This is a genomic window from Halorubrum sp. DM2 (assembly GCF_901686465.1).
Classification (GTDB): Archaea; Halobacteriota; Halobacteria; order Halobacteriales; family Haloferacaceae; genus Halorubrum.
Window position 1 is genome coordinate 400,543 of record NZ_LR594487.1, and the last position, 23,515, is coordinate 424,057.

The 23,515-nt window shown below is 70.2% G+C and carries 23 protein-coding genes; 11 read left to right on the top strand and 12 right to left on the bottom strand.

Annotated elements, in window-relative coordinates:
• Nucleotides 1–112: 112 nt before the first annotated feature.
• A complete protein-coding gene (gene infB, locus QOL69_RS02100) occupies nucleotides 113–1,906 on the top strand; it encodes a translation initiation factor IF-2 (RefSeq protein WP_048077859.1) in 1,794 nt (597 codons plus the stop codon).
• Between the two features lie 29 nt (nucleotides 1,907–1,935).
• On the opposite strand, the gene QOL69_RS02105 is transcribed toward infB, so the two are convergent.
• The 3 genes from QOL69_RS02105 to QOL69_RS02115 all read right to left on the bottom strand — a co-directional run bounded on the left by QOL69_RS02105 (nucleotide 1,936) and on the right by QOL69_RS02115 (nucleotide 5,075).
• Nucleotides 1,936–2,511, bottom strand: coding sequence for a hypothetical protein (locus tag QOL69_RS02105; protein WP_283401852.1), 576 nt, complete (start codon nucleotides 2,509–2,511; stop codon nucleotides 1,936–1,938).
• Nucleotides 2,512–2,938: 427 nt separating this feature from the next.
• Nucleotides 2,939–4,006 carry an mRNA surveillance protein pelota gene (locus QOL69_RS02110; protein WP_283401853.1) on the bottom strand — a complete coding sequence of 356 codons (1,068 nt, stop codon included), beginning with the start codon at nucleotides 4,004–4,006 and terminating at the stop codon, nucleotides 2,939–2,941.
• A 25-nt stretch (nucleotides 4,007–4,031) separates the two neighbouring features.
• The gene (locus tag QOL69_RS02115) at nucleotides 4,032–5,075 is read right to left on the bottom strand and encodes a DUF4013 domain-containing protein (RefSeq protein WP_283401854.1); all 1,044 of its coding nucleotides are present in this window, start codon (nucleotides 5,073–5,075) and stop codon (nucleotides 4,032–4,034) included.
• 248 nt (nucleotides 5,076–5,323) lie between these two features.
• On the opposite strand from QOL69_RS02115, the gene QOL69_RS02120 reads away from it, so the two are divergent.
• The 3 genes from QOL69_RS02120 to QOL69_RS02130 all read left to right on the top strand — a co-directional run bounded on the left by QOL69_RS02120 (nucleotide 5,324) and on the right by QOL69_RS02130 (nucleotide 7,352).
• Nucleotides 5,324–5,716, top strand: coding sequence for a DUF8159 domain-containing protein (locus QOL69_RS02120; RefSeq protein ID WP_283401855.1), 393 nt, complete (start codon nucleotides 5,324–5,326; stop codon nucleotides 5,714–5,716).
• Nucleotides 5,713–6,648, top strand: a complete 936-nt coding sequence (locus QOL69_RS02125; protein ID WP_283401856.1) for an alpha/beta hydrolase — start codon at nucleotides 5,713–5,715, stop codon at nucleotides 6,646–6,648. The genes QOL69_RS02120 and QOL69_RS02125 overlap by 4 nt, the downstream gene beginning before the upstream one ends.
• Before the next feature lie 392 nt (nucleotides 6,649–7,040).
• Nucleotides 7,041–7,352 carry an MTH1187 family thiamine-binding protein gene (locus tag QOL69_RS02130; protein ID WP_048077856.1) on the top strand — a complete coding sequence of 104 codons (312 nt, stop codon included), beginning with the start codon at nucleotides 7,041–7,043 and terminating at the stop codon, nucleotides 7,350–7,352.
• A gap of 21 nt (nucleotides 7,353–7,373) precedes the next feature.
• On the opposite strand, the gene QOL69_RS02135 is transcribed toward QOL69_RS02130, so the two are convergent.
• From QOL69_RS02135 to QOL69_RS02145, 3 genes are all read right to left on the bottom strand, one after another.
• Entirely contained in the window at nucleotides 7,374–8,882 is a 1,509-nt protein-coding gene (locus tag QOL69_RS02135) for an RtcB family protein (RefSeq protein WP_283401857.1), read from the bottom strand.
• Nucleotides 8,883–8,975: 93 nt separating this feature from the next.
• A complete protein-coding gene (locus QOL69_RS02140; protein WP_283401858.1) occupies nucleotides 8,976–9,395 on the bottom strand; it encodes an archease in 420 nt (139 codons plus the stop codon).
• Nucleotides 9,392–10,198: a DUF502 domain-containing protein gene (locus tag QOL69_RS02145; protein ID WP_283401859.1), complete on the bottom strand. Its 807-nt coding sequence runs from the start codon at nucleotides 10,196–10,198 to the stop codon at nucleotides 9,392–9,394. The genes QOL69_RS02140 and QOL69_RS02145 overlap by 4 nt, the downstream gene beginning before the upstream one ends.
• 190 nt (nucleotides 10,199–10,388) lie before the next feature.
• On the opposite strand from QOL69_RS02145, the gene QOL69_RS02150 reads away from it, so the two are divergent.
• Together QOL69_RS02150 and hmgA are read left to right on the top strand one after the other, a co-directional pair.
• A complete protein-coding gene (locus QOL69_RS02150) occupies nucleotides 10,389–10,862 on the top strand; it encodes a GNAT family N-acetyltransferase (RefSeq protein WP_283401860.1) in 474 nt (157 codons plus the stop codon).
• Between the two features lie 81 nt (nucleotides 10,863–10,943).
• Entirely contained in the window at nucleotides 10,944–12,167 is a 1,224-nt protein-coding gene (gene hmgA, locus QOL69_RS02155; RefSeq protein ID WP_283401861.1) for a hydroxymethylglutaryl-CoA reductase (NADPH), read from the top strand.
• Between the two features lie 29 nt (nucleotides 12,168–12,196).
• Here hmgA and QOL69_RS02160 read toward each other — a convergent pair whose 3' ends face one another.
• The 3 genes from QOL69_RS02160 to QOL69_RS02170 all read right to left on the bottom strand — a co-directional run bounded on the left by QOL69_RS02160 (nucleotide 12,197) and on the right by QOL69_RS02170 (nucleotide 15,975).
• Nucleotides 12,197–12,514 carry a winged helix-turn-helix domain-containing protein gene (locus tag QOL69_RS02160; protein WP_283401862.1) on the bottom strand — a complete coding sequence of 106 codons (318 nt, stop codon included), beginning with the start codon at nucleotides 12,512–12,514 and terminating at the stop codon, nucleotides 12,197–12,199.
• Between the two features lie 134 nt (nucleotides 12,515–12,648).
• Complete coding sequence (gene cofH, locus QOL69_RS02165) at nucleotides 12,649–14,070, bottom strand: 7,8-didemethyl-8-hydroxy-5-deazariboflavin synthase subunit CofH (RefSeq protein WP_283401863.1); 1,422 nt, start codon at nucleotides 14,068–14,070, stop codon at nucleotides 12,649–12,651.
• A 597-nt stretch (nucleotides 14,071–14,667) separates the two neighbouring features.
• On the bottom strand, nucleotides 14,668–15,975 hold the full coding sequence (locus QOL69_RS02170) for an acetamidase/formamidase family protein (RefSeq protein ID WP_283401864.1): 1,308 nt from the start codon (nucleotides 15,973–15,975) through the stop codon (nucleotides 14,668–14,670).
• A gap of 84 nt (nucleotides 15,976–16,059) precedes the next feature.
• Between QOL69_RS02170 and QOL69_RS02175 the strand changes: the two genes are divergently transcribed.
• Entirely contained in the window at nucleotides 16,060–16,461 is a 402-nt protein-coding gene (locus QOL69_RS02175; protein WP_283401865.1) for a nuclear transport factor 2 family protein, read from the top strand.
• A 66-nt stretch (nucleotides 16,462–16,527) separates the two neighbouring features.
• Complete coding sequence (locus tag QOL69_RS02180; RefSeq protein ID WP_283401866.1) at nucleotides 16,528–17,514, top strand: HFX_2341 family transcriptional regulator; 987 nt, start codon at nucleotides 16,528–16,530, stop codon at nucleotides 17,512–17,514.
• Nucleotides 17,515–17,983: 469 nt separating this feature from the next.
• Here the strand turns inward: QOL69_RS02180 and QOL69_RS02185 are convergent, their stop codons facing one another.
• On the bottom strand, nucleotides 17,984–18,970 hold the full coding sequence (locus tag QOL69_RS02185) for a M48 family metallopeptidase (protein WP_283401867.1): 987 nt from the start codon (nucleotides 18,968–18,970) through the stop codon (nucleotides 17,984–17,986).
• A gap of 133 nt (nucleotides 18,971–19,103) precedes the next feature.
• On the opposite strand from QOL69_RS02185, the gene QOL69_RS02190 reads away from it, so the two are divergent.
• Nucleotides 19,104–20,183, top strand: coding sequence for an aminopeptidase (locus QOL69_RS02190; RefSeq protein ID WP_283401868.1), 1,080 nt, complete (start codon nucleotides 19,104–19,106; stop codon nucleotides 20,181–20,183).
• A 153-nt stretch (nucleotides 20,184–20,336) separates the two neighbouring features.
• Here the strand turns inward: QOL69_RS02190 and QOL69_RS02195 are convergent, their stop codons facing one another.
• The gene (locus QOL69_RS02195) at nucleotides 20,337–20,732 is read right to left on the bottom strand and encodes a hypothetical protein (RefSeq protein WP_283401869.1); all 396 of its coding nucleotides are present in this window, start codon (nucleotides 20,730–20,732) and stop codon (nucleotides 20,337–20,339) included.
• A 94-nt stretch (nucleotides 20,733–20,826) separates the two neighbouring features.
• Here QOL69_RS02195 and QOL69_RS02200 point away from each other — a divergent pair, with 94 nt between their 5' ends.
• Nucleotides 20,827–21,111, top strand: a complete 285-nt coding sequence (locus QOL69_RS02200; protein ID WP_283401870.1) for an amphi-Trp domain-containing protein — start codon at nucleotides 20,827–20,829, stop codon at nucleotides 21,109–21,111.
• A gap of 27 nt (nucleotides 21,112–21,138) precedes the next feature.
• On the opposite strand, the gene QOL69_RS02205 is transcribed toward QOL69_RS02200, so the two are convergent.
• A complete protein-coding gene (locus QOL69_RS02205; protein WP_048077846.1) occupies nucleotides 21,139–21,696 on the bottom strand; it encodes a response regulator in 558 nt (185 codons plus the stop codon).
• A gap of 295 nt (nucleotides 21,697–21,991) precedes the next feature.
• Between QOL69_RS02205 and QOL69_RS02210 the strand changes: the two genes are divergently transcribed.
• Complete coding sequence (locus QOL69_RS02210; protein ID WP_048077845.1) at nucleotides 21,992–23,215, top strand: proteasome-activating nucleotidase Pan2; 1,224 nt, start codon at nucleotides 21,992–21,994, stop codon at nucleotides 23,213–23,215.
• The last annotated feature ends 300 nt before the right edge of the window (nucleotides 23,216–23,515 follow it).

The following is a 23,515-nucleotide window of genomic DNA, read 5'->3' on the forward strand; positions in this document are numbered from 1 at the left end:
ACGGGCGACGGACGGGCGTCGCCCTCGTCGTCGCGGTTCGTCGCGGCATTTTGAAAGGCTTAACTGACGCCCGGGCGGAACGGACGGTATAACCTTCTCGGGGCGATCACATATGACCGACCACACACACGCGGACACCCTGCGAACCCCAATCGTCGCCGTGCTGGGCCACGTCGACCACGGCAAGACGAGCCTGCTCGACACGATCCGCGGCTCCGCCGTCAGCGAGGGCGAGGCCGGCGCGATCACCCAACACATCGGGGCGACGGACATCCCGCTCGACACCATCTCCGGGATGGCCGGCGAGCTGATCGACCCGTCGGATTTCGATCTGCCCGGCCTGCTTTTCATCGACACGCCGGGCCATCACTCCTTCTCGACGCTGCGCGCCCGCGGCGGCGCGCTCGCCGACATCGCGGTGCTGGTCGTCGATGTCAACGACGGCTTCCAGCCGCAGACGGAGGAGGCGATAGACATCCTCCGCCGGACGGGAACGCCGTTCGTCGTCGCGGCCAACAAGGTCGATACGACGCCCGGCTGGAACCCGCAGGACGGCGAACCGATCCAGCGGAGCATGGAGGCGCAGTCCGAGCGCGCGAAGTCGATGCTCGACGAGAACCTCTACGAGATCATCGGCCAGCTGTCGGACGCCGGCTTCTCCGCCGACCTCTACTGGCGCGTCCAGGACTTCCAGAAGAACATCGGGGTCGTCCCGCTGTCGGCGCTCACCGGCGAGGGCGTCCCGGACCTGCTGACCGTCCTCATGGGCCTCTCCCAGCGGTTCATGAAAGAGGAGATGGCCATCGACGTTCAGGGGCCGGGCGAGGGGACGGTCCTCGAAGTGAAAGACGAGCGCGGGTTCGGTGCCACCGTCGACACCGTCGTCTACGACGGCGTGATCCGCAACGGCGATCAGATCGTCGTCGGGGGACAGGACGAGCCGATCGTCACCGAGGTCCGCGCGCTGCTCCGCCCGCAGCCGCTCGCGGAGATCCGCACCGAGAAGGAGTTCGAGAAGGTCGGCGAGATCGGTGCCGCGGCCGGGGTGAAGATCGCCGCCCCCGACCTCGATCAGGCGATGGCGGGCGCGCCGGTCCGAGTCGTCCGCGACCGCCCCGTCGAGGACGTGATCGAGGAGGTGAAGGCGGAACTCGCCGAGATCGAGGTTGACACGGCCGACAACGGCGTCGTCGTCAAGGCTGACACCCTCGGCTCGCTGGAGGCGATGGCGAACGCGCTCCGCGAGGCCGAGGTGCCGATCCTCCGCGCCGAGGTCGGCGACATCGCGCCCCGGGACATCGCCGTCGCGGAGACGGCGAATCAGGACGAACACAAGGCTATCTTAGGTTTCAACGTCGACCTCCTCCAGAACGCGGAGTCCGACCTGGAGAACGCGGACGTGAAGCTGTTCAAAAACGAGGTCATCTACCAGCTCGTCGAGGACTACGAGCGCTACGTCGAGGAGAAACAGCGCGCCCAACAGGAGACCGTGCTGGACAAGGTTGTGCGCCCGGCCCGCTTCCGCATCCTCCCCGACCACACGTTCCGCCAGAACGACCCCGCGGTCGTCGGCGTGGAGATCATCGCCGGCACGCTCCAGAACAACCGCAACGTCGGCTACTTCGAGGGCAACGAGTTCGAGCGCGTCGGCGGGCTCTCCGGGATTCAAAAGCAGGGCGAGGACGTCGACGAGGCCCGCTCCGGCGAGCGCGTCAGCATCGCCATCGACGGGCCGACCGTCGGGCGCGACATCGAGGAGGGCGACACGCTCTGGACCGAGGTGCCCGAGAAGCACGCGAAGATCTTAGAACAGGAGCTGAAAGAGGAGATCACCGCCGACGAGCGCGAGGCGCTTCAGGGGTATCTCGACACGCGCCGGAAGCGGGACCCGTTCTGGGGGAAGTAGGCGTTTTCACGCCCGCTTTCGCGGAATCTTCACGCGTACACCAGAATGATCACGGCGACGAACGCCAACTCGCCGCCGACGAGCAGCGCGGCGAGCAGCCACGTCCGGTAGGTCCACAGCCAGTCGCGGGCGTCCGCGAGCCGACCTCCGCCGTCCGCCGTCGACTCGGCGCGGTACGCGGGATCGACCCGCCACCCCTCCTCGGGATCGTAGGTCGCGGGCACGCGAGCGCCGACGAGTTCGTCGACATCGAGCGGCGAGACGCCCGCGGCCTCTAAGAATTCGAGGAATTCCGCCGACTCCGTGAGCGACCCGTCTCGGGGCGCGTCGAACCGCTCGGTGTGCGTGGCGTCGCCGTGCGGCGGGCGCATCTCGACGACGACGCGGTCGCCGACCGAGCGCACCGCCGTGACGATCAGCGCGTTCTCCTCGTCGTTGAGGTACGCCTCGCGGAGCCGGCGTTTCACCTCCTCGTCGACGCCCGCGTCGAGGTCCTCGGGGAGGGGCTCGTCGTCGTCCGGGATCGGGTCGCTGTCGACGCCGTCGGCGCTTTCGCGGTCGACGGTCGTCGAGACGGCCTTGTCGCCGCCGGGTCGGTCCGCCATCGATCCGGGGTTGGCGACGCGTTCCCATAAGGTCACGGCCGCTATACGCGACTGGTTTCGCTGCGAACGATCCGACTCCCGCAGAGAACACGACCGCCGAAGCCCCAGTCGATCGACTGTACGCTGCTGATCCCGTCGCAACTACGACCGCCGAAGCCCCAGTCGCGAGGACTCGATGCGCTCGCTGCGGTCCTCAGTCGTTCGCTTCGCTCACTCCCTGCGGTCCTTGCGTCGCGCGTCTTCGTCCTCGCGACTGCCCCTTCGAGTCCCGCCCCGCACAGCGACCGCACCTCACGCCTCCCCAGCCTCGTCGCTGGCGGTCTTCGCTTCGCTCGACCGCCAGCGACTCCCTCGCGCGGCGCTGCGTCGCGGCCGCCGGTGGCGGCCGCTCGCAGGCGCGCGCCACCGCATACCGACGGCCGGCCACTTACTGGAGTCGGTAGCGCAGTATCGCGGCGATGCCGCCGAGGTTCGACAGCTGTTCGCCGGGTGCGAACTCGGAAGAGAACACGACCACGTCGCCGCCCTGCTGTTCGACCGACTCGATCACATCGTTCACGTCGATGGTCCAGTCGCCGTCGTTCTGGCGCTCAGTGCGAAGCCGCTCGTCGACGACGAGCAGCGTCTCGATAGCGCCGAACTCGGCCGCTTCGGCCACGTCCTCCGGCCCGTACGTCGCCTTCGCGCCCTTCGCGATGTTCTCGGTCAGCTCATCGATGAGGTTCGCCTCCTTCGAGATGCGGGTCTCCTTTTGGACCTCGTCGACCGCGCCGCGTTTCAGGACTTCGTGGACGCCGCGGTCGCCGACCGCGGAGGTGTCGACGGTGGTGACTCGGTCGGAGAGGTCCCGGTACTCCTCGTCGATGTAGTCGCGCGCGTCCTGCTTGGTGAAGCCGGGGCCCGCGAGAATGACCGCGTCGGCGTCGAGGTGCGCGAGCGCGTCGCCCAGCTCGGAGAACAGCTCCTCGCGGGGCCGCGAGTACTCGCCTTTCCCGGTCGGCTTCGTGAACGAGGCGTACTCCTCGGTGCCGTATTGCTGGACGGTGTGGACGAACGCGGCCCCCTCCTCGACGGTCGCGATGGCCACGTCGGGGTTCTCCGCGGCCTCGGTAGCCTCCTCTAACCGCTCAGTCTGGTCCGGCTTGAAGTGTTTCTCGACCGTGATCTCGTCGTGTTCCTCGACGTTGAGCGTGTGGTGGGCGTTGAGCTGGTCCTCCCGCGAGCAGCCGACGATCACGCCGGAGACGCGGAGTCGGTTGGCGAACCGCGCGAACTCCACGTCCTCCACCTCCAGCGTGACGAAGATGTGCTCGCGCTGTCCGCCGGTGTCCCGCATCTGGTCGTCGTTCCGCTGGATGCGTCGCGTGGTGTCGCCCTCGACGAGGTCCCCGGGTTCGAGGACGTGCGCGAGGTGCCAGAGATCGTCGACGTTCTCGGGGACCAGCGTGAGCCGTTCCCGGCCCTCCTCGCCGTACCCCCGCTCGGAGATGCGCATGGCCGTGGGTTCGCTCGGGACCGTATCAACTCTTGTCTTCCGCGTCGTCCAGCGCGGGCCCCCACTCGAAGCCGCCGTCCGGGCCGAAGCGGTCGCCCTCGGCGGAGTCGCGCGCGTCGCCGTCGGCATCGCGGGCCCCGCCGACCGGAACGGCGCGACCAATCTGGATCGCGGCCGGCGGTTCGCTCCGCACCGGCCGTCCGCCGTCGCCCGACACCACGGGCGTCGGCGGTCCGTCGCGCCCGTGGTCGGCAGCGTCGACGACGGAGTCGCCGTCCGGCCGCGAGCCCGGATCCGTCGTCGGCTCCCCGGCCATCGCCCTCCCCGCACCGCGTCCGTAGAGGCCGTGGGCGACGACCCGAACGGCGAACGCGAGCGCGACGCCGACGACCAACGGTATCGCGGGCGCGGCGACGGCGAACCCGACCGCGAGCGTCGCGACGCCGAGCGTCCATCCGGTGGCGTACGGTCCGGTCGCGGCGACGCCGGCCACTCTCCGCGGGTTCAGCCCGCTCCTGAGCTGACCGGTGGTCGCGAACACGGCGAGCGCCGCGGGGCGGACGTACGCGAACGCGAGGAGGTACGCGCCGACGAGCGCGGCGACGGCAACGCCGGCGACCGCGGCGACGGCCGCCGGCCCGTTCGGCCCGAGCGCCGATTCGACGGCGGCCGCGACGGACGCCGGATCGACCGGGCCGGCGACGAGCGCGGCGACGACCCCGACACCGACCGCGAGACCGCCCGCGAGCGGCGCGAGCAGCGCCGCCGACAGCAGTGCGGACTTGAGACCGTCGCGGACCAACTCGCCCCACGCGACGAGCGGCGGCGCGTCCGCCGCGGTCCCCGCGTCGACCGCGCCGCGCGTCACGCGGACGAAGTACCCGCGGGCGACGAGCCACGGCGCGAGCGCGACCGGGGCCACAACGAGGAACACCGGGCTGACGAAGAGGACGCCGCCGAGCCACAGCGGCGTCAGGACCCACGCGAGCAGGCTCACTACTCCGCCGACGAGGACGGTGCCCGCGGCGTCGTCGCTTCGCTTCAGCGCCGTCGCGGCCGCGGTGAGCATGTGACCCGACACAAGGACGGGAGCGGCATAAATGGTCCCCGGCCCGAGCGTTTATGTCGCTTCGCGGGGTACTGCCAATCGGCCGCGCGGGATAATCGTGTGCCTCTGACAACCCACTTCCGGCCGCCTTCTGGCGGTCGACCCCCCGTCCGCGGCTTTCGGCTGATGACCTTCCCTCCCTCTTCTCTCCAGTCGCGTCGCCGTCGCGTGCCGGTACCGATTTATCCCGTCCCGCCGACGGATCGGGTATGACCGGCGACGAGCGGACGGCCGACGTGGAGCCGGCGCTCCGCAGCTACGGCGTCAGCGTCGAATCGATCGACCTCGGCGACCCGCTGGAGCTGACGTACATGACGGCGTTCCCCGGCCGCGAGGTCCACCGCGGCGAGATCGGGCGCGCGCTCAACGCGCTCATCGACCGCGCGGAGGCCGACGAGTGGGACCCCGTCCGCGTCGAGGGCACGGTCGTTCGGTCCCCCGGCGACGTCCTCGGGACGTGGCACGCCGAAGCGGAGTGGTTCGAGGCGCTCAACAGCTACGAGATCTCCGAGACCGAGTTCTCGGCCCGCGTGCTGGACACCCTCAGCCACGAGAGCGACGGAGAGGCCAGCCATGAGAGCGACCCGGAGGCCGACCGGTGACCCGGCGCAACCCGGTCAACCGGGCGCAGCGCCGACTGTCGCGCCCCGCCCGCGAGCGGTTCGCCACGCGCGCGGTCGCGTTCGACGTCGACGGCACGACCTGCCGCGGGACGCTGTACCTGCCCGGCGGCGACCCCGACGACCCCCCGGTCGTCGTGATGGCACCCGGGCTCGGTGCCGAGCGCACGTTCGGCTACCCCGCCGTCGCGGAGCGGTTCGCCGACGCGGGCTACGCCGCCCTCCTCTTCGATCACCCGGAGTTCGGCGACTCCGACGGCGACTCGCAGGCGATCGACTTGGCTCGGCAGCGCGCGGCGTACGCGGCCGCGATCGACCGCGCGGGACGCGTCGACGCCGTCGGCGGCGACCTCGTGCTGTGGGGCGCGTCGCTGTCGGCCGCGCACGTCCTCACGCTCGCCGCCGAGCGCCGCGACGTCGACGCGGTCGTCGGCCTCGTCCCGATGCTCGACGGGCGCGCGATCGCGATGCGACGCGGCGGGCGGTACCTCGCGCGCGCCGCCCTCGCGGGGTTCCGCGACCGGATCGGCAACCGGTTCGGTCGCGGCCGCACCGTCCCCATCGTCGGCGGCACCGAGGAGCTCGCGGCGATCACGGAGCCCGGAACCAAGCGGAAGTACATCGATCTGGTCGACCGCGAGTCGGCGTGGCGCAACGAGACGCCCGCACGGTCGCTGCTCGGACTCGCGGGCTACCGACCCGTCACGCGCCTCGACGAGATCCGCGCCCCGACGCTCCTCTTGGCCGGGACCGACGACGCCATCGTCGACGCCGACGCGGTCGCGGCGGCCGGCGAGCGGCTCGACCGCGGCACGGTCGTCTCGATGCCCGCCGACCACTTCTCGGTGCTGGGTGGGGACTTCGAGGGCGCGATCGGTCACCAGCTGTCGTTCCTCAAAGACGCGCTGGAGTAACCCCTCTGGACGGTTCGCTTAGACCGATCCTCCGCGGTGGCGCGCGCCTGCGAGCGGCCGCCACCGGCGGCCGCGACGCAGCGCCGCGCGAGGGAGTCAGTCGGCCTCCGCTTCGCTCCGGCCGACTGACGAGGCTGGGGAGGTGTGAGGTGCGGTGCGGGCGGGAATCGAAGGGGCAGCCGCGAGGCGGGCGCAGGTGACGCAAGCACTGGAAGGAGCGAACGCAGTGAGCGACTGAAGCGCGCAGCGAGCGTGCGCCCGCCTCGCGGCTGGGGCTTCGGGGGTCACAGTCGTGTTCGAGACAGAATTCCTGTAGCGCCGGGCGTCAGAACCGCCACACAAATCCCGATCTCCGGCGACCGCTTAAGTGACCGCACCGCGCATCCACGCCTATGACAGCGATCGCGATGTTGAGCGTTGCGCCGGTGATCGAGGGGAGCATGGCGGAGGAGGTCGCGAAGGCCGTCGCCGCGCTCGACGAGTTCGACGTGAGCTACGAGACCAACCCGATGGGAACCGTCATCGAGGCCGACGACGCGGAGACGCTGTTCGCGGCCGCCGCGGCTGCCCACGAGGCGGTCGACGGCGACCGCGTCTCGACGTTCCTCAAGATCGACGACAAACGGACGAGCGACGCGACCGCGGCCGACAAGGTCACCGCCGTCGAGGACCACCTCGGCCGCGAGGCGAAGCGGGAGCGCTGAGGCGACCCGTTCCGACTGCGCTCACCCCTTGATGTTACAGACGGGGAAGGTGCGGGCGACCTTGTCGCCGATGCCGAGGTCGTCGCTGACGCGGATCACCTCGTCGATGTCCTTGTAGACGCCGGGGGCCTCCTCCGCGATGGTCGCGCCCGACTGCGCTTTCACGTAGATCTGCTGGCCGTCTTCGAGGTCGTCCTGTACGTCGCCGCCCCAGAACTCCTGTTTCGCCTGCGTCCGGCTCATCAGGCGTCCGGCACCGTGCGCGGTCGAGCCGAACGACACCGACATCGACTCGTCGCCGCCCCGGAGGACGTACGAGCCGGCCCCCATGCTCCCCGGGATGATGACTGGCTGGCCCACGTCGCGGTAGACCGCGGGCACGTCCGCGTTGCCCGCGGGGAACGCCCGCGTCGCGCCCTTGCGGTGGACGTACAGGTCGCGCTCCTCGCGGTCGACGACCGCGTCGCCGACGGCGGGATCGCCCTCGGCGTCGACGCCGATCTCGTGGGTCTCCCGCTTCGCGATGTTGTGCGCCACGTCGTACAGCAGCTCCATCCCGAGGTCGTCGATCGGGTCGGCGTCGAACACCTCGCCGAACGTCTCGCGGGCCTGATGGGTGATCAGCTGGCGGTTCACCCACGCGAAGTTGATGCACGCGCCCATCGCGCCGTAGTACTCCTCGGCCAGCTCCGACCCGGCCGGGGCGGCCGCGAGCTCTTTGTCTGGTAATTCGTCGAGCAGGTCGCCGTGTTCCTGCTCGATCCGGCGGAGGTAGTCGTTACAGGTCTGGTGGCCCAGCCCGCGGCTCCCGCAGTGGATCAGGACGACGATCCCGTCCTCCTCCAGCCCGTACTCGTCGGCGACGTCCTCGCGGAACACGTCCGTGACGCGCTGGACCTCCAAGAAGTGGTTGCCGGAGCCGAGCGACCCCATCTGGTTGCGGCCGCGGTCCATCGCCTTCTGGGAGACGTACTCCGGTCGCGCGTCGGGCCGTCGCCCCTCGTCCTCGCAGCGCGCGAGGTCGCTCTCGATCCCGTACCCCTCCTCGACGGCCCACTCGACGCCGCGTTCGAGCGCGCCCTCGATCGCGTCCGCGGTCCCGCCGATCACGCCGCCGCCGCCCAGCCCCGAGGGGATCGCCTCGAACAGGGCGTCGACGAGCTCCTCCTCGCGGCCCCGAACGTCGTCGTAGGTGAGGTTCGTCCGCACCATCCGAACGCCGCAGTTGATGTCGTAGCCGACCGCTCCCGGCGAGATACAGCCGTTTTCGGCGTCGATCGCGCCCACGCCGCCGACGGGGAACCCGTACCCCTGATGGCCGTCGGGCATACAGAGCGCGGGGGCGGCGATCCCGGGGAGGTGCGTCGCATTGCGGAGCTGTTCGAGTGTGTCGTCCCCGCCGATCTCCTCAAGGAGCGACTCGCTCGCGAGCACCCGCGCGGGGACGTTCATGTCGCCCTCGCGGGGGAGTTCCCAGACGTGCTCGCGCACCTTCCGCAGTTCGAAGCCGCCGACCTCGCGCGTTGTCATACGACGGCGTTCGACGCGGGCGGGGAAGGGCGTTGCGTCAGGCGGGCGCGACCCGGCGTGCCGGCGACCCGGCCCAGCGAGGCTTCCCGCGGGTCACACGTCGAAGACGACGTAGGCGTACCAGCCGCCGTCACGGCGTTCCAGCGACATCTCCGAGTACGTGACCGCCTTGACCTCCCGGGCGGCGACCGCGTCGAGCGGGACGCCGCGCGCGCTCGCCGTCAGCCGCCAGTCGTCGCCGTCGTCCGTCGGCTCGGCGACGGTACACTGGTGGTCGGTAGGGAGGACCAGCCGCACGTCGCGCTCGTAGATCAGCCGATCGAGGTAGTCGAACAGCAGCGCCTCGCGGCTCTCGGCCGCGACCGAGAGGTCGAACCGCTCGCCGGCGTCCGGAATCGACTCCGCGCTCGCCGCGGTGAGTCCGTCGGCGACCGCCGCGAACAGCGCGGAGGGGGTGCCGGCCGTGGCCTCGACGGCGACGTCGGCGGTGTGGTCGCGGAGTTCGTAGCTCATCGTCGCTCGTCCCTCGGTTCGTCCCGCGGCTCCCCGGCGCTCTCCGGCCGCTCGTCCGCCGGGAACCGCGCGTCGACGGTCCGCTCCGGCGCGTCGGTGCGCAGGTCGGTCGGGTCGACACCGTCGAGGTCGGCCGCGACCTCCTCCAAGGCGACGCCGCTCGTGACCAGCGCGCGGATCCCCTCGTTGACCGTCAGCTCGACGTCGACGACCCGGCGCTCGGGGACGAAGACGACGTGGCCGCCCATCACCGGGTTCGGGGCCATCGGCATGAACAGGGTCCGCATCCCCTCGCCCTCGGAGTCGGCGTGGTCCGCGATGACCTCGGGCGTCTCGCTCGTCACGAACGCGAGCGTGTACGTCTCCTCGGTCGGGAACTCCACGAGGACGACCTCGCGGAAGTTCCCGCCGTCCGAGTCCAGCATGGCGTCGCTCATCTGTCGGAACCCCTGATAGACGGAGCCGACCCCCGGTACCCGCTCGACGGCCTCGTCGACGTAGTCGACGGCGCGCTCGCCGTACCGCGAGGACTCGACCGCCGCGCCCAAGAGGAGGATGGCAGCCACGAACACGACCGGCGTCGCGATCTCGATCGCGACCTCGCGGGGGATCGCGCCGACGATCGGGAGTCCGCGCCCCGGCGAAACGGCGACGACCGCCGACGAGAAGGCGTCGAGGTAGTCGTACACCGCGTTGAACGCGAACGCGAGGACGACGAGCGTGATGACGGCGGGGACGACCACGGCGACGCCCGTGAGGAACGCCCGCCGGAGCAGTTCGACCCCGGACGACTCGTCGGTCATTGATCGCGACCACGAGCGACCGCGACAAAACCCTTCGGTCACGGTATTGGCCGTCTCAGTCGCGGCTCCGACGCAGACCGACGCCGATCCGCCGAGAGCGCGTCTTCCGCCCGCAACGGTCCCCGATGGTGGTGGAAATCGTCCCCGCTGGCGGTGGAGTTATATTCCGCTGGCGTGTTAGGTCATCGCAGTGAGCGTCAACGTCGAAAAGCGGATCGACCCGCCCGGCGAGTCCGACTACGCGACCGCCGCGTGGGAGCTCAAAGAGCGCATTCAGTCCGCCGAGGGCGTCCTCCGACAGCGACGCGGCTTCTTCGTCGACGCGTATCGCCGGTCGACCGCCCACCTGCTCGTCGAGAACGACCGGCTCGTCGCCTTCGCCTCCGTCCGCCGGGACGGCTACATCCTCTTTCTCGCCGTCGACCCCGACTGCCGCGGCCGCGGGTACGCCGAGCGCCTCGTCGCCGACGTGGCCGAGCAACACCGGTCGGTCACCTGTCACGCCCGCACGACAAACCGCTCGGCGCTCGGCTTCTACGAACACCTCGGCTTCGAGGTGATCCGCCGCATCGACGACTACTACGAGGACGGCGGCGACGCCTACTACCTCAAGCTGGGCGGCGAGTCGATCCGCGAGCGGCTCTCCGGGTTCGTCGGCCGGTAGCCGCCGTTCGATTCGTTCCCCGTCCCCCGCGAGAGGCCCGGAACCGACAGTCATTAGCGCCCGCCGCGAGGATCCATCGGCATGTCGAAACCGACTCCCGCGGACCTCGCGGCTCGCGTCCGCGACGGTGACCTCCGCTTCCACGAGCTGGAAGACCACGTCGACGCCGACACGGCGACCGCCGCGCGCCGGCTGCTCGTCGCGGAGGCGACCGACGCCGACCTCGACGCGCTCGGCGAGTACGCGTTCGACGCCGAGGCGGTCCACGGCTCGAACATCGAGAACACGCTCGGCGGCGTTCAGGTGCCCGTCGGCGTCGCCGGCCCGGTGACGATCGACGGGGGCGCGCGCTCGGGCGAACGCTACCTCCCGCTGGCGACCACCGAGGGTGCGCTCGTCGCGTCGATCAACCGCGGCTGCTCCGCGATCGAGGACGCCGGCGGCGCGACCGCTCGGGTGACCAAGAGCGGGATGACCCGCGCGCCGGTCTTCCGGGTCGCGGGCGTCGCCGAGGCCGAGGCGCTCGTCGACTGGGTCCGCGACAACGAGGACGCGCTCGCCGAGGCGGCGGAGTCGACGACGAGCCACGGCGAACTGCTCGACGTGACGCCGTACGTCGTCGGCAACAACGTCTTCTGTCGGTTCCGGTACGACACGAAGGACGCGATGGGGATGAACATGGCCACCATCGCCACCCGCGAGGCCTGCGACGTGATCGAGGCGGAGACGGACGCCTCGCTGGTCGCGCTCTCGGGGAACCTCTGTTCGGACAAGAAGCCGGCCGCGATCAACGCCGTCGAGGGCCGCGGACGTTCGGTCGTCGCGGACGCGACGATCCCTCGCGAGGTCGTCGAGGACCGACTCCACACGAGCCCGGAAGCGATCGCCGAGATCAACACACGGAAGAACCTCGTCGGCTCCGCGAAGGCGGGTGCGCTCGGCTTCAACGCCCACGTCGCCAACGCGGTCGCGGCGATGTTCCTCGCCACCGGGCAGGACGAGGCGCAGGTCGTCGAGGGGGCGAACGCGATCACGACCGCCGAGACGACCGACGACGGCGACCTGTACGTCTCCGTCTCGCTGGCGAGCCTCGAAGTGGGGACCGTCGGCGGCGGGACGAAGCTGGCGACCCAGCGCGCGAGCTTAGAGATCCTCGGCGTCGCCGGCGGCGGCGACCCGGCCGGGGCGAACGCCGACGCGCTCGCGGAGTCGATCGCGGTCTGCGCGCTTGCGGGCGAACTCAACCTGCTCGCGGCGCTCGGGTCGCGACACCTCTCGTCGGCGCACGCGGAACTCGGACGCTAGCGCGCTTCGAGGGGCTCGGAGCCGTTTTCTCAGTCCGACCAGCGCGGGCAGTCGTCGCGGAGCGCGTCGCGCCCGGCGTCGGTGACGCGGTAGACGGCCTCGCCGGAGACGCGCTCGACGAGGCCGGCGTCCGCCAGCGCGGTCAGCCGCGACTCGACGTGACCGTCGTACAGGCCGGTGTTCCCGGCGATAAACGCCTGATAGTCCGCACCGACGTCGGCGAGGTACGAGAGCAGCCGCTCGTCGGAGCGCGTGAGCGACGGCCGGTCCGCGCCGAGCGCGTCGCCGTCCCGGGCTTTAGAACCCCCCGCCTGACGGTCGGTCGCCTGTGCGTCGGGTGCCCCCATCTCACATACGTTGACGAGTATCATAGTAAAGGGGGTACCGGCGGTTCCCACTCGCTGGGAGCCGCTGGCGCTCGGCGGAACGTGTTCGGTGTCCGACCGGTTCCGGGCGGTTCCGGCCAATTCCCCGGATCGGCTCAGTCGTCGGCGTCGGTGGGAGGAGCCTCGGCGGCGTCGCTTCCGGCCGAGCGCTCGGGGAGCATCGGCGTGCCGTCGGCGCGCGGGCCGAGCCGCGGACCGTGCGGGCCGTCGTCGGGGTCGATCCGGCGGCGGGTCCGGTAGTCGGTCGAGCGCTCGACGGGGGTCCGACCGATCGCGGTGATCATCTCGACGTAATCGTCGAACGAGCGGTACTCGCCGTACTCGCCGCCGGCGCGGCTGGTGATCTCCTCCGAGAGGATGGTGCCCATGAAGTCGTCCGCGCCGCAGTTGAGCAGTTTGAGGCCGTGTTCGTCGCCCGACTTCACCCACGAGGCCTGGACGTGGTCGACGTTGTCTAAGAAGAGCCGCGCGACGGCGACCACGAGTTCGTCCTCGGCGCGGGAGGGCCCGGAGTCGACGACGCCGCGCCGGTAGAGGGGGGTGTTCTGGTGGATAAACGAGAGGGGGACGAACTCCGTGATACCGCCCGTCCGGTCCTGGAGGTCACGGATGACCTTCAGGTGCTGCGCGCGGTGTTCGACCGTCTCGACGTGGCCGTACATCATCGTCGACGTGACGTCGAGGCCGGCGGCGACCGCGCCCTCGATGGCGTCGACCCAGTCGTCGGTGCGGATCTTCCCCGGGCAGATCACGTCGCGGACCTCGTCGACGAGGATCTCGGCGGCGGTACCGGGCGCGGAGTCGAGTCCCGCAGCCGCGAGTTCGCGGTAGACGCTCTCGTACTCCCAGTCGGTGCCGCGCTTCGCGTGGTACGCCTCCTCCGGGGTCATCGAGTGGAGGTGGACCCCGCCGACGGACATCGCGTCCATCTGTTCGAGGTAGGTGCCGGGGTCGGTGGCGTAGGTCTCGGGCGGCTTGTAGTTCACCTCGCTCGCGGGGTCGTCGCGCGCGGCGAGGATCTCGTGGTGGTCTTCGTTCAGCGCGAACGCGGGGTGGAGCCCCGAGACGGAGCACACCTCGTAGACGCCCATGTCGAGCGCGTCCTCGACGACCGCGCGCGACTCCGCGGGCGGCTTGGTGAATCCCGCGTGGTCGACGTCGCTGTCGGCCTCGAAGGCGTGCGCGGAGTCCTTGAAGTTACAGAACAGACAGCCGGTGTTGCACGCCGTCGTGACGTTGTTGTTGAGGTTGGCGACGAAGGTGACCTCGTCGCCGACCGTCTCGGCCCGGCGGCGGTCCGCGGCCTCCAACACCGCCTCCTTGCGGACGGGGTCGATCCCCTCCCGGTCCGTCCCGGTCGCGAGGAGTTCCGTCGCGTCGTCGACGGAGAGTCGCGCTCCGTCGCGGGCCTTCGCGAGCGCGTTCTCGAACGACTGGTCGGTCGCCGGCTCCGCGAAGCCGAAGTCGCCGTCGGCGCTCTCCGATCCGCTCGCGCCGGAACTCTCGCCCGAACTCATCGCGTAAGGTTCCCGGTTCCACCGGCATAAACGGGCGGGTCGAGACAGGCTATACCGATACGACTGACGGGCGGAATGCGGTGCGGTGGCGTCGCCGGCGGCCCTGCCGCCGGCTACAAGTGGCGCGTCGCGCCTCCCTGCGTGCCTCCGAGCGTGCCGCCGAAGGCGGCCGCGAGTAGCGAGGGACCGCAGGTCCCTCGGACAGCCGGCGGCGAAGCCGCCGGCGAGAGCGCCGCGCGAGGGAGTCGACCGGTCGGAGAAACGCGGAGACCGGTCGACGAGGCTGGGAGGCGTGAGGCTGTGCTGTGCGGGGTGGGACTCGAAGGGGCAGCCGGGAGGCGGGCGGAGGCGACGTAAGCACCGCAGCGAGCAGCGCGAGGGAGGAGCGCAGCGAGCGTCCGCCCGCCTCCCGGCTGGGGCTTCGGGAGTGTCCGTGTCGATCGGCAATTCATAAGCAACCACATACCACCGAGCGGCTGGGGCTTCGGTGGTCGTGTTCCCAGCAGCAACTGTGTCGTAGTGAGCGGCTGGGGCTTCGGTGGCGTTCGCACCGGGACGCCCGAGAAAATGAGGGGATTGACCGTGCGCAGGGATTCCTTACAGCTCGTACTGTTCGCGCGCCGCGGCGTCGAGACCGGCGTCTGCGAGGATATCCATCGGGACGAGCATGTCGAGCTGGACCACGCCCGGGAGCCGCCCGATCTGGACGCCGCCGGTGAACGTACACCGGGCGCGGACCTCGCCCTCGGTCATGTCCAGCAGTTTTCCGGCGCGGTCGAATGCGTTCTGCGTCGCGTCGTTGACGGTCGCGCCGGAGCCGATCACCTGGATCGGCGCGGCGTCGGTGTCGACGTCGACGCCGTGTTCCGCGCCGAGCCCCTCGCCCGCTGCGACTTCCTCGTCGGTGTACGGCGCGCTGATGAACGGGAGGTCCTCCTCGTTCGGGAGGAGGACGGGACCGCCGAGCTCGACGTCCTCGATCACCTCCACGTCCATCGTCACCGTCCCGCTCACGTCGGTGGTGTGGAGGGAGAGCTCGCCGTCGCCCTGGTTCGCGTGGAGGTCGCCGACGTAGATCCCGCCGCCGTCGACGACGACCGGGCAGATCAGCGTCGCGCCCGCTCGGACCTCAGGCACGTCCATGTGGCCGTCGGTGCGCAGTTCGAGGTCTTCCTCCGTCTCGACGCCGTAGTCGTGGTCCGCGCCGATCAGGTTCTGCCCGAAGTCGCCCGCGTTGTGCGAGTCGGGCATGGTGACCGGCGGGGTGGTGCCGATGTTGCCGACGAAGGGACGCAGTCGGCCGAGCGTGCCGGGAATCTCGTCCGGCTCGTACAGCAGGATCGGGTGCTGGCGCGCGTTCTCGGGGATGTCCATCACCTCGTCGGCGTCGAGGGCGAGTTCGTGAGCGCCCTCCTCGTCGAGCGTGATCCCGACCGCGTTCTCGTGGTCGAACGCGACGGTGTACCCGTACTCGAAGCCGAACGAGGAGGCGTTCGCGCCGCACTCCGCACAGCGGATCGCGTCCTCGCCGGTCCCCTCGACGACGGAGTCCGGCCACGCCGTCCCGCACTCGGGACACCGGTGGTCGACGAACGGGTCGTCGCCGAACGCGGCCTCGCGTTCCGCCATCGACCCCGTGCTGGTCGCCATGCTCGTCACCTCCACGTCGCGGATGTGGATCGCGACGGCGTCGCCGACCTCGGCTCCCTCGACGCGGATCGGTCGCGTCACCTCGTGGCCGCCGCGGAACGAGGGCGTCACCATCGGCCCCCAACAGCCCGGCGGCGTGTACGTCTTCACGGTCCCGCCGTCCGCGACGGTCCCGGCCCACTCCTGATCGGGCCCGACCAGCCCGAGCGTGTACTGGTCGACGTAGAGCTCGTCGTGTCCCTCTTGTTGTGACATTCTGTGTGTCGATACGACGTGGCACGGCATAATCGTAGCGCTCGCGGGGCAACGCATACGTCCCGCCGGCCCGTCCGGACGCCCGTGACCGACGCGACACCCGACCACGAGGCGAGCGACGAGACGCCCGACTCTGAACGGCTCCGCGAGACGGTCCGAAGCTACTACGAGCGCGTGGACGACGACGACTACGACGGCCTGCTGGCGCTGTTCGCCGACGACGTCGTCTACGACCGGCCGGGCCAGGATCCGATCGAGGGGATCGACGCGTTAGAGCGGTTCTACCGCGAGGAGCGCCCGCTGTCAGACGGCGAACACGAGGTACTCGCGGTCGCGGTCGACGGCGACACGGCGGCGGTCCGCGGGACGTTCAGCGGACGGCAGGACGACGAGCGGGTCGCGTTCGGCTTCGCGGACTTCCACACGGTCGACGCCGACGGGCTGATCGCCCACCGCGTGACCTACACCGACCGCGACACCGTGTAGCCGAGCCACATCCGGTACGGAGCGCCACTCGGGGAGATATTTAACCGGCCCCGCGAAGTGTGGCGTATGCAGACCCACGTCGTGCCCGTCGGGTTCGACTACGACCGGATGATAGCCCCCCTCATCCGAGACCAGTTCGACGTCGACCGGGTGATCCTGTTGGAGGGGACGGTCGGCAGCGAGGGCAACGTCGAGTACTCGCGGAACATCGCGCGGAAGCTCGAACAGGACTTTCAGAACCTGCTCGGCGCGGAGACGGTCCGCGAGCGACTCGACGACGTGTACGACTACGACGCCGCCTTCGAGCGCGCCTACGACCTGATAAACGCGGAGTTGGACCGCGAGGACGGCGACCGTGACGACGGCGGCGACCGCGACGGGGACGACGCTCCGGCCGAGGAGCGCGAGGTGTGGGTGAACCTCTGTTCGATGCCCCGGCCCGTCTCGTTCGCGTTCGCGACCGCGGCCCACTCGATCATGGTCGAGCGGCAGGCCGAGCGCGACCGCATCCACACCTACTACACGGCCCCCGAGAAGTACCTCGAGACCGAACTCGCCGAGGAGCTGCGCGCCACGCGAGACCTCCTCCGGGACCTCGACGCCGGGAGCGACGCCGACGCGCTCGCCGAGGCGGGCGTCGACCCCGACCGCGTTTCCGACCGGCTGGCGAGCACCACCGACCTGCTCGCGGAGTTCGACGAGCGCGGCACGACCATCGGCGCGAAGCGCATCGGCGACAGCCACGTCATCGAGCTCCCGGTCGCCTCGTTCCAGAACGTCAAGCCGTTCGAGGAGCTGGTACTGTTCACCCTCGGCGAACACGGCGAGTTCGAGTCCGTCTCGGAGCTGGCGGAGGCGCTCGCCGACGAGCTCAACGAGGAGTACACCGACTCGTTCCGCTCGAAGGTCATCTACAACGTCGACCGGCTCGGCCCCGGCGGGAAGGGATACATCGAGCGCGAGGAACACGGGAAGTCCTACCGGACGAGCCTCTCCCGGATCGGCCGGCTGTGGGTCCGCGCGCACGCCGACGACGACCGCGACATCGCCTGATACGCGGTCACCGAAGCCCCAGATGTTCGTTACGGGACGACGAACTCGGTGACCGAGACCGCCGAAGCCCCAGTCGCTCGGCTGTACGATACTGTTTTTGCCGAAGACGGCTTCACAACTGAGACCGCCGAAGCCCCAGTCGCTCGGCTGTACGATACTGTTTTTGTCGAAGACGGCTTCACAACTGAGACCGCCGAAGCCCCAGTCGCGAGGACTCGATGCGCTCGCTGCGGTCCTCGTCGCTCGTGTTGCTCGCTCCTGCGGTCCTTACGTCGCGCGTCTTCGTCCTCGCGACTGCCCCTTCGAGTCCCACCCCGCACCGCAACCGCAGCCTCACGCCTCCCCAGCCTCGTCGACCGGTCTCCGCTTCGCTCCGACCGGTCGACTCCCTCGCGTGTGCGGTTCGCGCCGCGATGCGGCGCTCACCGGCACGCGCCACCGCACGGGTTCGGCTTCTGCGACACCGGGTTCACCGATACGCTCGCCTGCGCCCGGCGGGCCGTCGCGACGGTCCGGCCGGGATCCGCCGCGTCGGACCCTGCGACTCGGCCCGCCGCCGCAGCCGCTCGACGCGCTCGTCGGTCGACGGGTGCGTCGACAGCCAGCGCTCGGTCGCGTCCTCGGTCCGCCTATGCGTCGAGAACGGTGCGAACGGCCACGTCGGCTCGGTCGCGCGCTCGATCCGGCGGAGCGCTCGGGCGAGCGCCATCGGGTCGCCGGTCACCTCGGCCGCGCGATCGTCCGCGGCGAACTCCCGCTTGCGCGACCGCGACCGCGAGAGGAGCGTCGTCAGGACGAACCCCGCGAACAGCCCCCCGGCGAGCGCGCGGTGGAGCCGCGCGAACGGCCCGGACCGGTCGCTCGGTCGCCCCCGGATCCACGCCGAGGCACCGGCGAGACCCGACAGCGCGAGCAGCGCCGGCAGCGCGGCCACCGTGGCGAGTCCGACCACCGAGCGCCCGATCCCGTCGGCCATCGCGATCGCGAACCCGTCGCGCCGCTCCAAGTGCGCCAGCTCGTGCGCGAGGATGGCCTCGATCTCGCGGACTGAGAGCAGCCGGAACAGCGACCGGTCGACGACCAGCGCGCCGCCGTCCGACCCGCCGCCGACCGCGAACGCGTTCGGCGCGCGCGTGTCCGTGACGTACAGCGCCGGCCGCGCGAGGTCCATCCGGGCGGCGAGCGCGTCGACCCGCCGGTGGAGGCCCGGCGCGTGCTCCCGGGGAAGTCGGTCCCCGTCGAGGCTCGCGAGGACCTGCGCGGTCCCGACTCGGTAACTGAGGTACGCCGAGCCGAGCGCGCCGGCGACCAGCAGCGCGAGGAGGACCGGGAGGGCGGGGCGGGCCGTCCAGACCGCCCGCAGCAGGTCGGCGACGAACAGCGCGGCGGTCAGGTAGACGGCGAGCAGGACGACGCCGACCGCCGCCGCGGCCGCGCGGAACGCGAGCCGAGACATGTCCGACGCTACGCGGCGGCGGGGCAAACGCGTTGCGGCCGGGGCGTGTCGCGACGGTTCTGACGGCTCACGGTCCCCCGCTCGGCGCGCCGGAAGGAAAAGCCGTAATTCCCCGGCCGTGAAATCGGACGACATGGACGCACGCGTACGCGAACACGCCGAGATCATCGCCGACCACTCCACCGGCATCGAGTCGGGCGACGACGTGGTCATCCAGATGCCCAAGGAGGCCGAGGACCTCGCGGTCGCGCTCCACGAGGTCTGCGGCGACCGCGGCGCGAACCCGGTCTACCTCAACTACTCGAAGCGCGCCCAGCGCGCCTTCAAACGCTCCTCGGAGGAGTTCACCGAGCCGAGCCACCGCCGCGCGCTCTACGAGGAGGCGGACGTCTTCGTCATCGCCCGCGGCGGTGCGAACGCCACCGAAGACGCCGACATCGACCCCGAGACCAACGCGGCCTACAACCGCGCGATGGAGGACGTCAAGCGGACGCGACTCTCGAAGACGTGGTGTCTCACCCAGTACCCGACCGCGAGCCACGCGCAGCTCGCCGGAATGAGTACCGAGGCGTACGAGAACTTCGTCTGGGACGCCGTCTCACTCGACTGGGACGAACAGCGCGAGTTCCAGTCGAACATGGTCGAGATTCTGAACGACGCGGACGAGGTCCGGATCAAGTCGGGCGAGGAGACCGACCTCACGCTCGACGTCTCCGGAAACTCCACGCTCAACGACGACGGCGAGGCGAACCTCCCCGGCGGCGAGGTGTTCACCGCGCCGACGCGCGACGGCGTCGACGGCGAGGTCCACTTCGATCTCCCGCTGTACCGCTACGGCCGCGAGATCGACGGGGTCCGGCTCCGGTTCGAGGACGGCGAGGTCGTCTCGCACTCCGCCGAGCGTAACGAGGACCTGCTCTCCGGTATCCTCGACACCGACGAGGGGTCCCGCCACCTCGGCGAACTCGGCATCGGGATGAACCGCCAGATCGACCGGTTCACCTACAACATGCTGTTCGACGAGAAGATGGGCGACACCGTCCACATGGCGGTCGGCTCCGCGTACCCCGAGACGGTCGGCGGGGAGAACGCGGTCAACGAGTCCGCCGAACACGTCGACATGATCGTCGACATGAGCGAGGACTCCGTCATCGAGGTCGACGGCGAGGTCGTCCAGCGGAACGGGACGTTCGTCTTCGAGGACGGGTTCTGAGGCGGTCGGCTGTTCGAAGCGATAGCCGTCCTCGGAGGTGCGGTTTTTTGGTACAGATTTTTGCCGGCCGAGCGGAGCGAGGCCGGGAAAAAGGTGTGACTGGGACGTTCGTCTTCGAGGACGGGTTCTGAGGCGGTCGGCGTCGCGCTCGGCTCATTCGGACTCGGCGGTATCGCGCCCGGCGCTCCGGCGGAGGAACGCCGCGTACGCGACGAGGAGGACGCCGAACAGCGCGACCGTCCCGATCGCGGCGGGAACCGGGGCGTCCGCGAGCGGAGCGACCTCTCCGGCGGGCACCGCGACCGGGTCGACGACGCCGGTGCCGAGCGACAGCGCGAGTACGGCGATCCACATCGTCCCGACCGCGTAGCCGAGTTCGACGAAGCGGTCGGCCCGCGCCGCGTGCGCGACGACCGCGCCGCCGCCGAGGACCGGAAGCGCGGCGAGCGGACTCGTCGGGGCGGCGAGGAGCACGCTCCCGCCGACGGCGATCGCCGTCCAGTAGACCGCGACGGCGACGGCCGTGCGGAGAGGGTCGGAGACGGACATACCGTACGAGTTTGAGCGGGTGCCACAAAACGGTCCGGGGAGCGGCCGCCGAACCGCGGCGACGTTTATATTCTGACGCCGCCTACGTCCGCGCATGACCGAGAAAGTCCTCTTCGAGTCGGAGAGTCGGCGGAGCCGCGAGGAGATCGCCGCGTACCTTCGGGCGGTCGCGGACTCCCTCGACGCGGGCGACGCCATCACGCTCTCGCGCGGCGGCGAGTCGACGACGCTCGAACCCCCCGCCCGTCCGACCTTCGAGGTGAAGGCGGAGCGCGAGGGCCCCGCCGACGGGCCGGGAGAACTGAGCGTCGAGTTCGAACTTGAGTGGAACGAGGACGGCGACGAAGCGGGAGCAGACGGCGAACTCCGGATCGAGTGATCGGGGTACAGGCGGTTGCGGCCCGCGCTACGGCACTTCGCCGGGGACCTCGACGAACGCGTCGCGCGCGGAGAGGAGATCGAGCGTGTCGTCGACCTCGAGGCGGACGGACTCCATCCGCTCGATGAGCTCCTCGTACTCCTCGGAGTTGGTCGTGCCGCTGGCCTCCAGCGCCGCTTTCTTCGAGGCGAGCGCGAAGAACTCCTGGCTCTGCTCGTCGAAGGCGGCGCGGTGGAGGAGGACCTCGACGAGCGTGAGGAGATCCTCTTTGGTGACCGGTTTCGTCTTGTAGTCGTCGAACGGCATCTCGACGATGTCGACGTCCGGCTCGACCGCGGTCAGCATCGCCACCCGGGCGTCGTACCCCTCGCCGCGGATCTCCGTTAACACCTCGTGGCCCGACATGTCGGGCATCCGCCGGTCGAGGAGGACGACGTCGACCGCGTCGTCCATCGCGTCGATCGCTTCCTCGCCGCCGGTCGCGATCCGTACGTCGTAGGCCGGGTCGAGGTACACCCGGTACAGTTCCGCGAGGTCCGGCTCGTCGTCGACCGCGAGAACGGTCGCGTCCGGAGCCTCCGTCATGGGAGGGCCCTCCCGGTCCGCGGATCTCGGTCTGCGAGTACCGGGTCGGCGCGTCCGCCCGCCATGCGTGCGTCCATATGCCGGTGTTCGCTCGCCTTGAGTTAAAAACCTCACTTCTGCCTATCTAAATTGATAATCCCGGTCGGCAGGCGAGTGTCCGTCAGATTCGGGAGACGGCGCGGCCGGGACACGATCGCGGCGGCGACCGGAACTCGCGGGTTCGGGCTCGGCGATCCAACGGTCTCTCCGTGACCCAAAGGCACATTTACGCCCGCATCTTATCCGGGCATAACGAATGTCTCACAGCCCCTCACTGCCCGACCGCCCGCGGTTGGAGCTCGACCCCGAGATGAGCGACGCGGAGCGGCTGGAGGCGATCCGCCAGCACTTCCGGCGGATCGTTCACGTGAACGAGGAATTAGAGGACCGGCTCGCGGACGCCGAGGGACGCCGCGGCGACCTGAAAGACGACGTCGAACAGCTGAAACGCGAAAACGAGGTGCTGAAGACCTCCTCGCTGTACATCGCGTCCGTCGAGGAGATCACCGACGACGGCGTCGTCATCAAACAGCACGGCAACAACCAGGAGGTGCTCACGCAGGCCGCCTCGCGGCTCGACGAGGACCTCCGTCCCGGCGACCGCGTCGCGATCAACGACTCCTTCGCGGTCCAGCAGGTGCTCGACGACGAGACCGACTCCCGGGCGCAGGCGATGGAGGTCACCGAGTCCCCGGACGTCACCTACGCTGACATCGGCGGCATCGACGACCAGATCCGGGAGGTCCGCGAGGCGGTCGAGGACCCGCTCGAAAACCCCGAGCAGTTCGAGCAGGTCGGCGTCGAACCCCCGAGCGGCGTCCTCCTCCACGGCCCGCCGGGGACGGGGAAGACGATGCTGGCGAAGGCGGTCGCCAACGAGTCGGACGCGACGTTCATCAAGATGGCCGGCTCCGAGCTCGTCCGGAAGTTCATCGGCGAGGGCGCGCGGCTCGTCCGCGACCTGTTCGAACTCGCCGCCGAGCGCGAGCCGGCCGTCATCTTCATCGACGAGATCGACGCCGTCGCCGCCAAGCGGACCGACTCGAAGACCTCCGGCGACGCCGAGGTCCAGCGGACGATGATGCAGCTCCTCTCGGAGATGGACGGCTTCGACGACCGCGGCGAGATCCGGATCATGGCTGCGACCAACCGCTTCGACATGCTCGACGAGGCCATCCTCCGCCCCGGCCGCTTCGACCGGCTCATCGAGGTCCCCGAGCCCGGCCCGGAGGGCCGCGAGCGCATCCTCGAGATCCACACGCAGGAGATGAACGTCGCCGACGACATCGACCTCGGCGTCATCGCGAGCGACCTCGACGGGTACAGCGGCGCGGACATCGCGTCGCTGGCGACCGAGGCCGGAATGTTCGCCATCCGTGACGGCCGCACCGAGGTCCGGCAGGCGGACTTCGAGGCCGCCCGCGACAAGCTTCGGGACGCCGATACGGAAGACGAGCAGGTCATCAACTACCAGTACTGAGACGACGATAGCGGGGCTGGCGGTCGGCTTTTCCGAGTGAGTCTTGGACCGGTTACCGCAGCTGGCGTTTCGGCGGGTCACTTATAATAGGTTGATAACGGAGCGTCCGCGACCGCCTCGGAACTCCCGGCCGCTCGCTACGATGTAGTCGCTTCCGACGTTCCGACCGAGACCGCCGAAGCCCCAGCCGCGAGGACGACGCACGCTCGCTGTGCTCCTCGCTCAGTCGCTACCGCTCCTTCGCTGCGGTGCTTGCGTCGCCTGCGTCGTCCTCGCGGCTGCCCCTTCGAGTCCCACCCG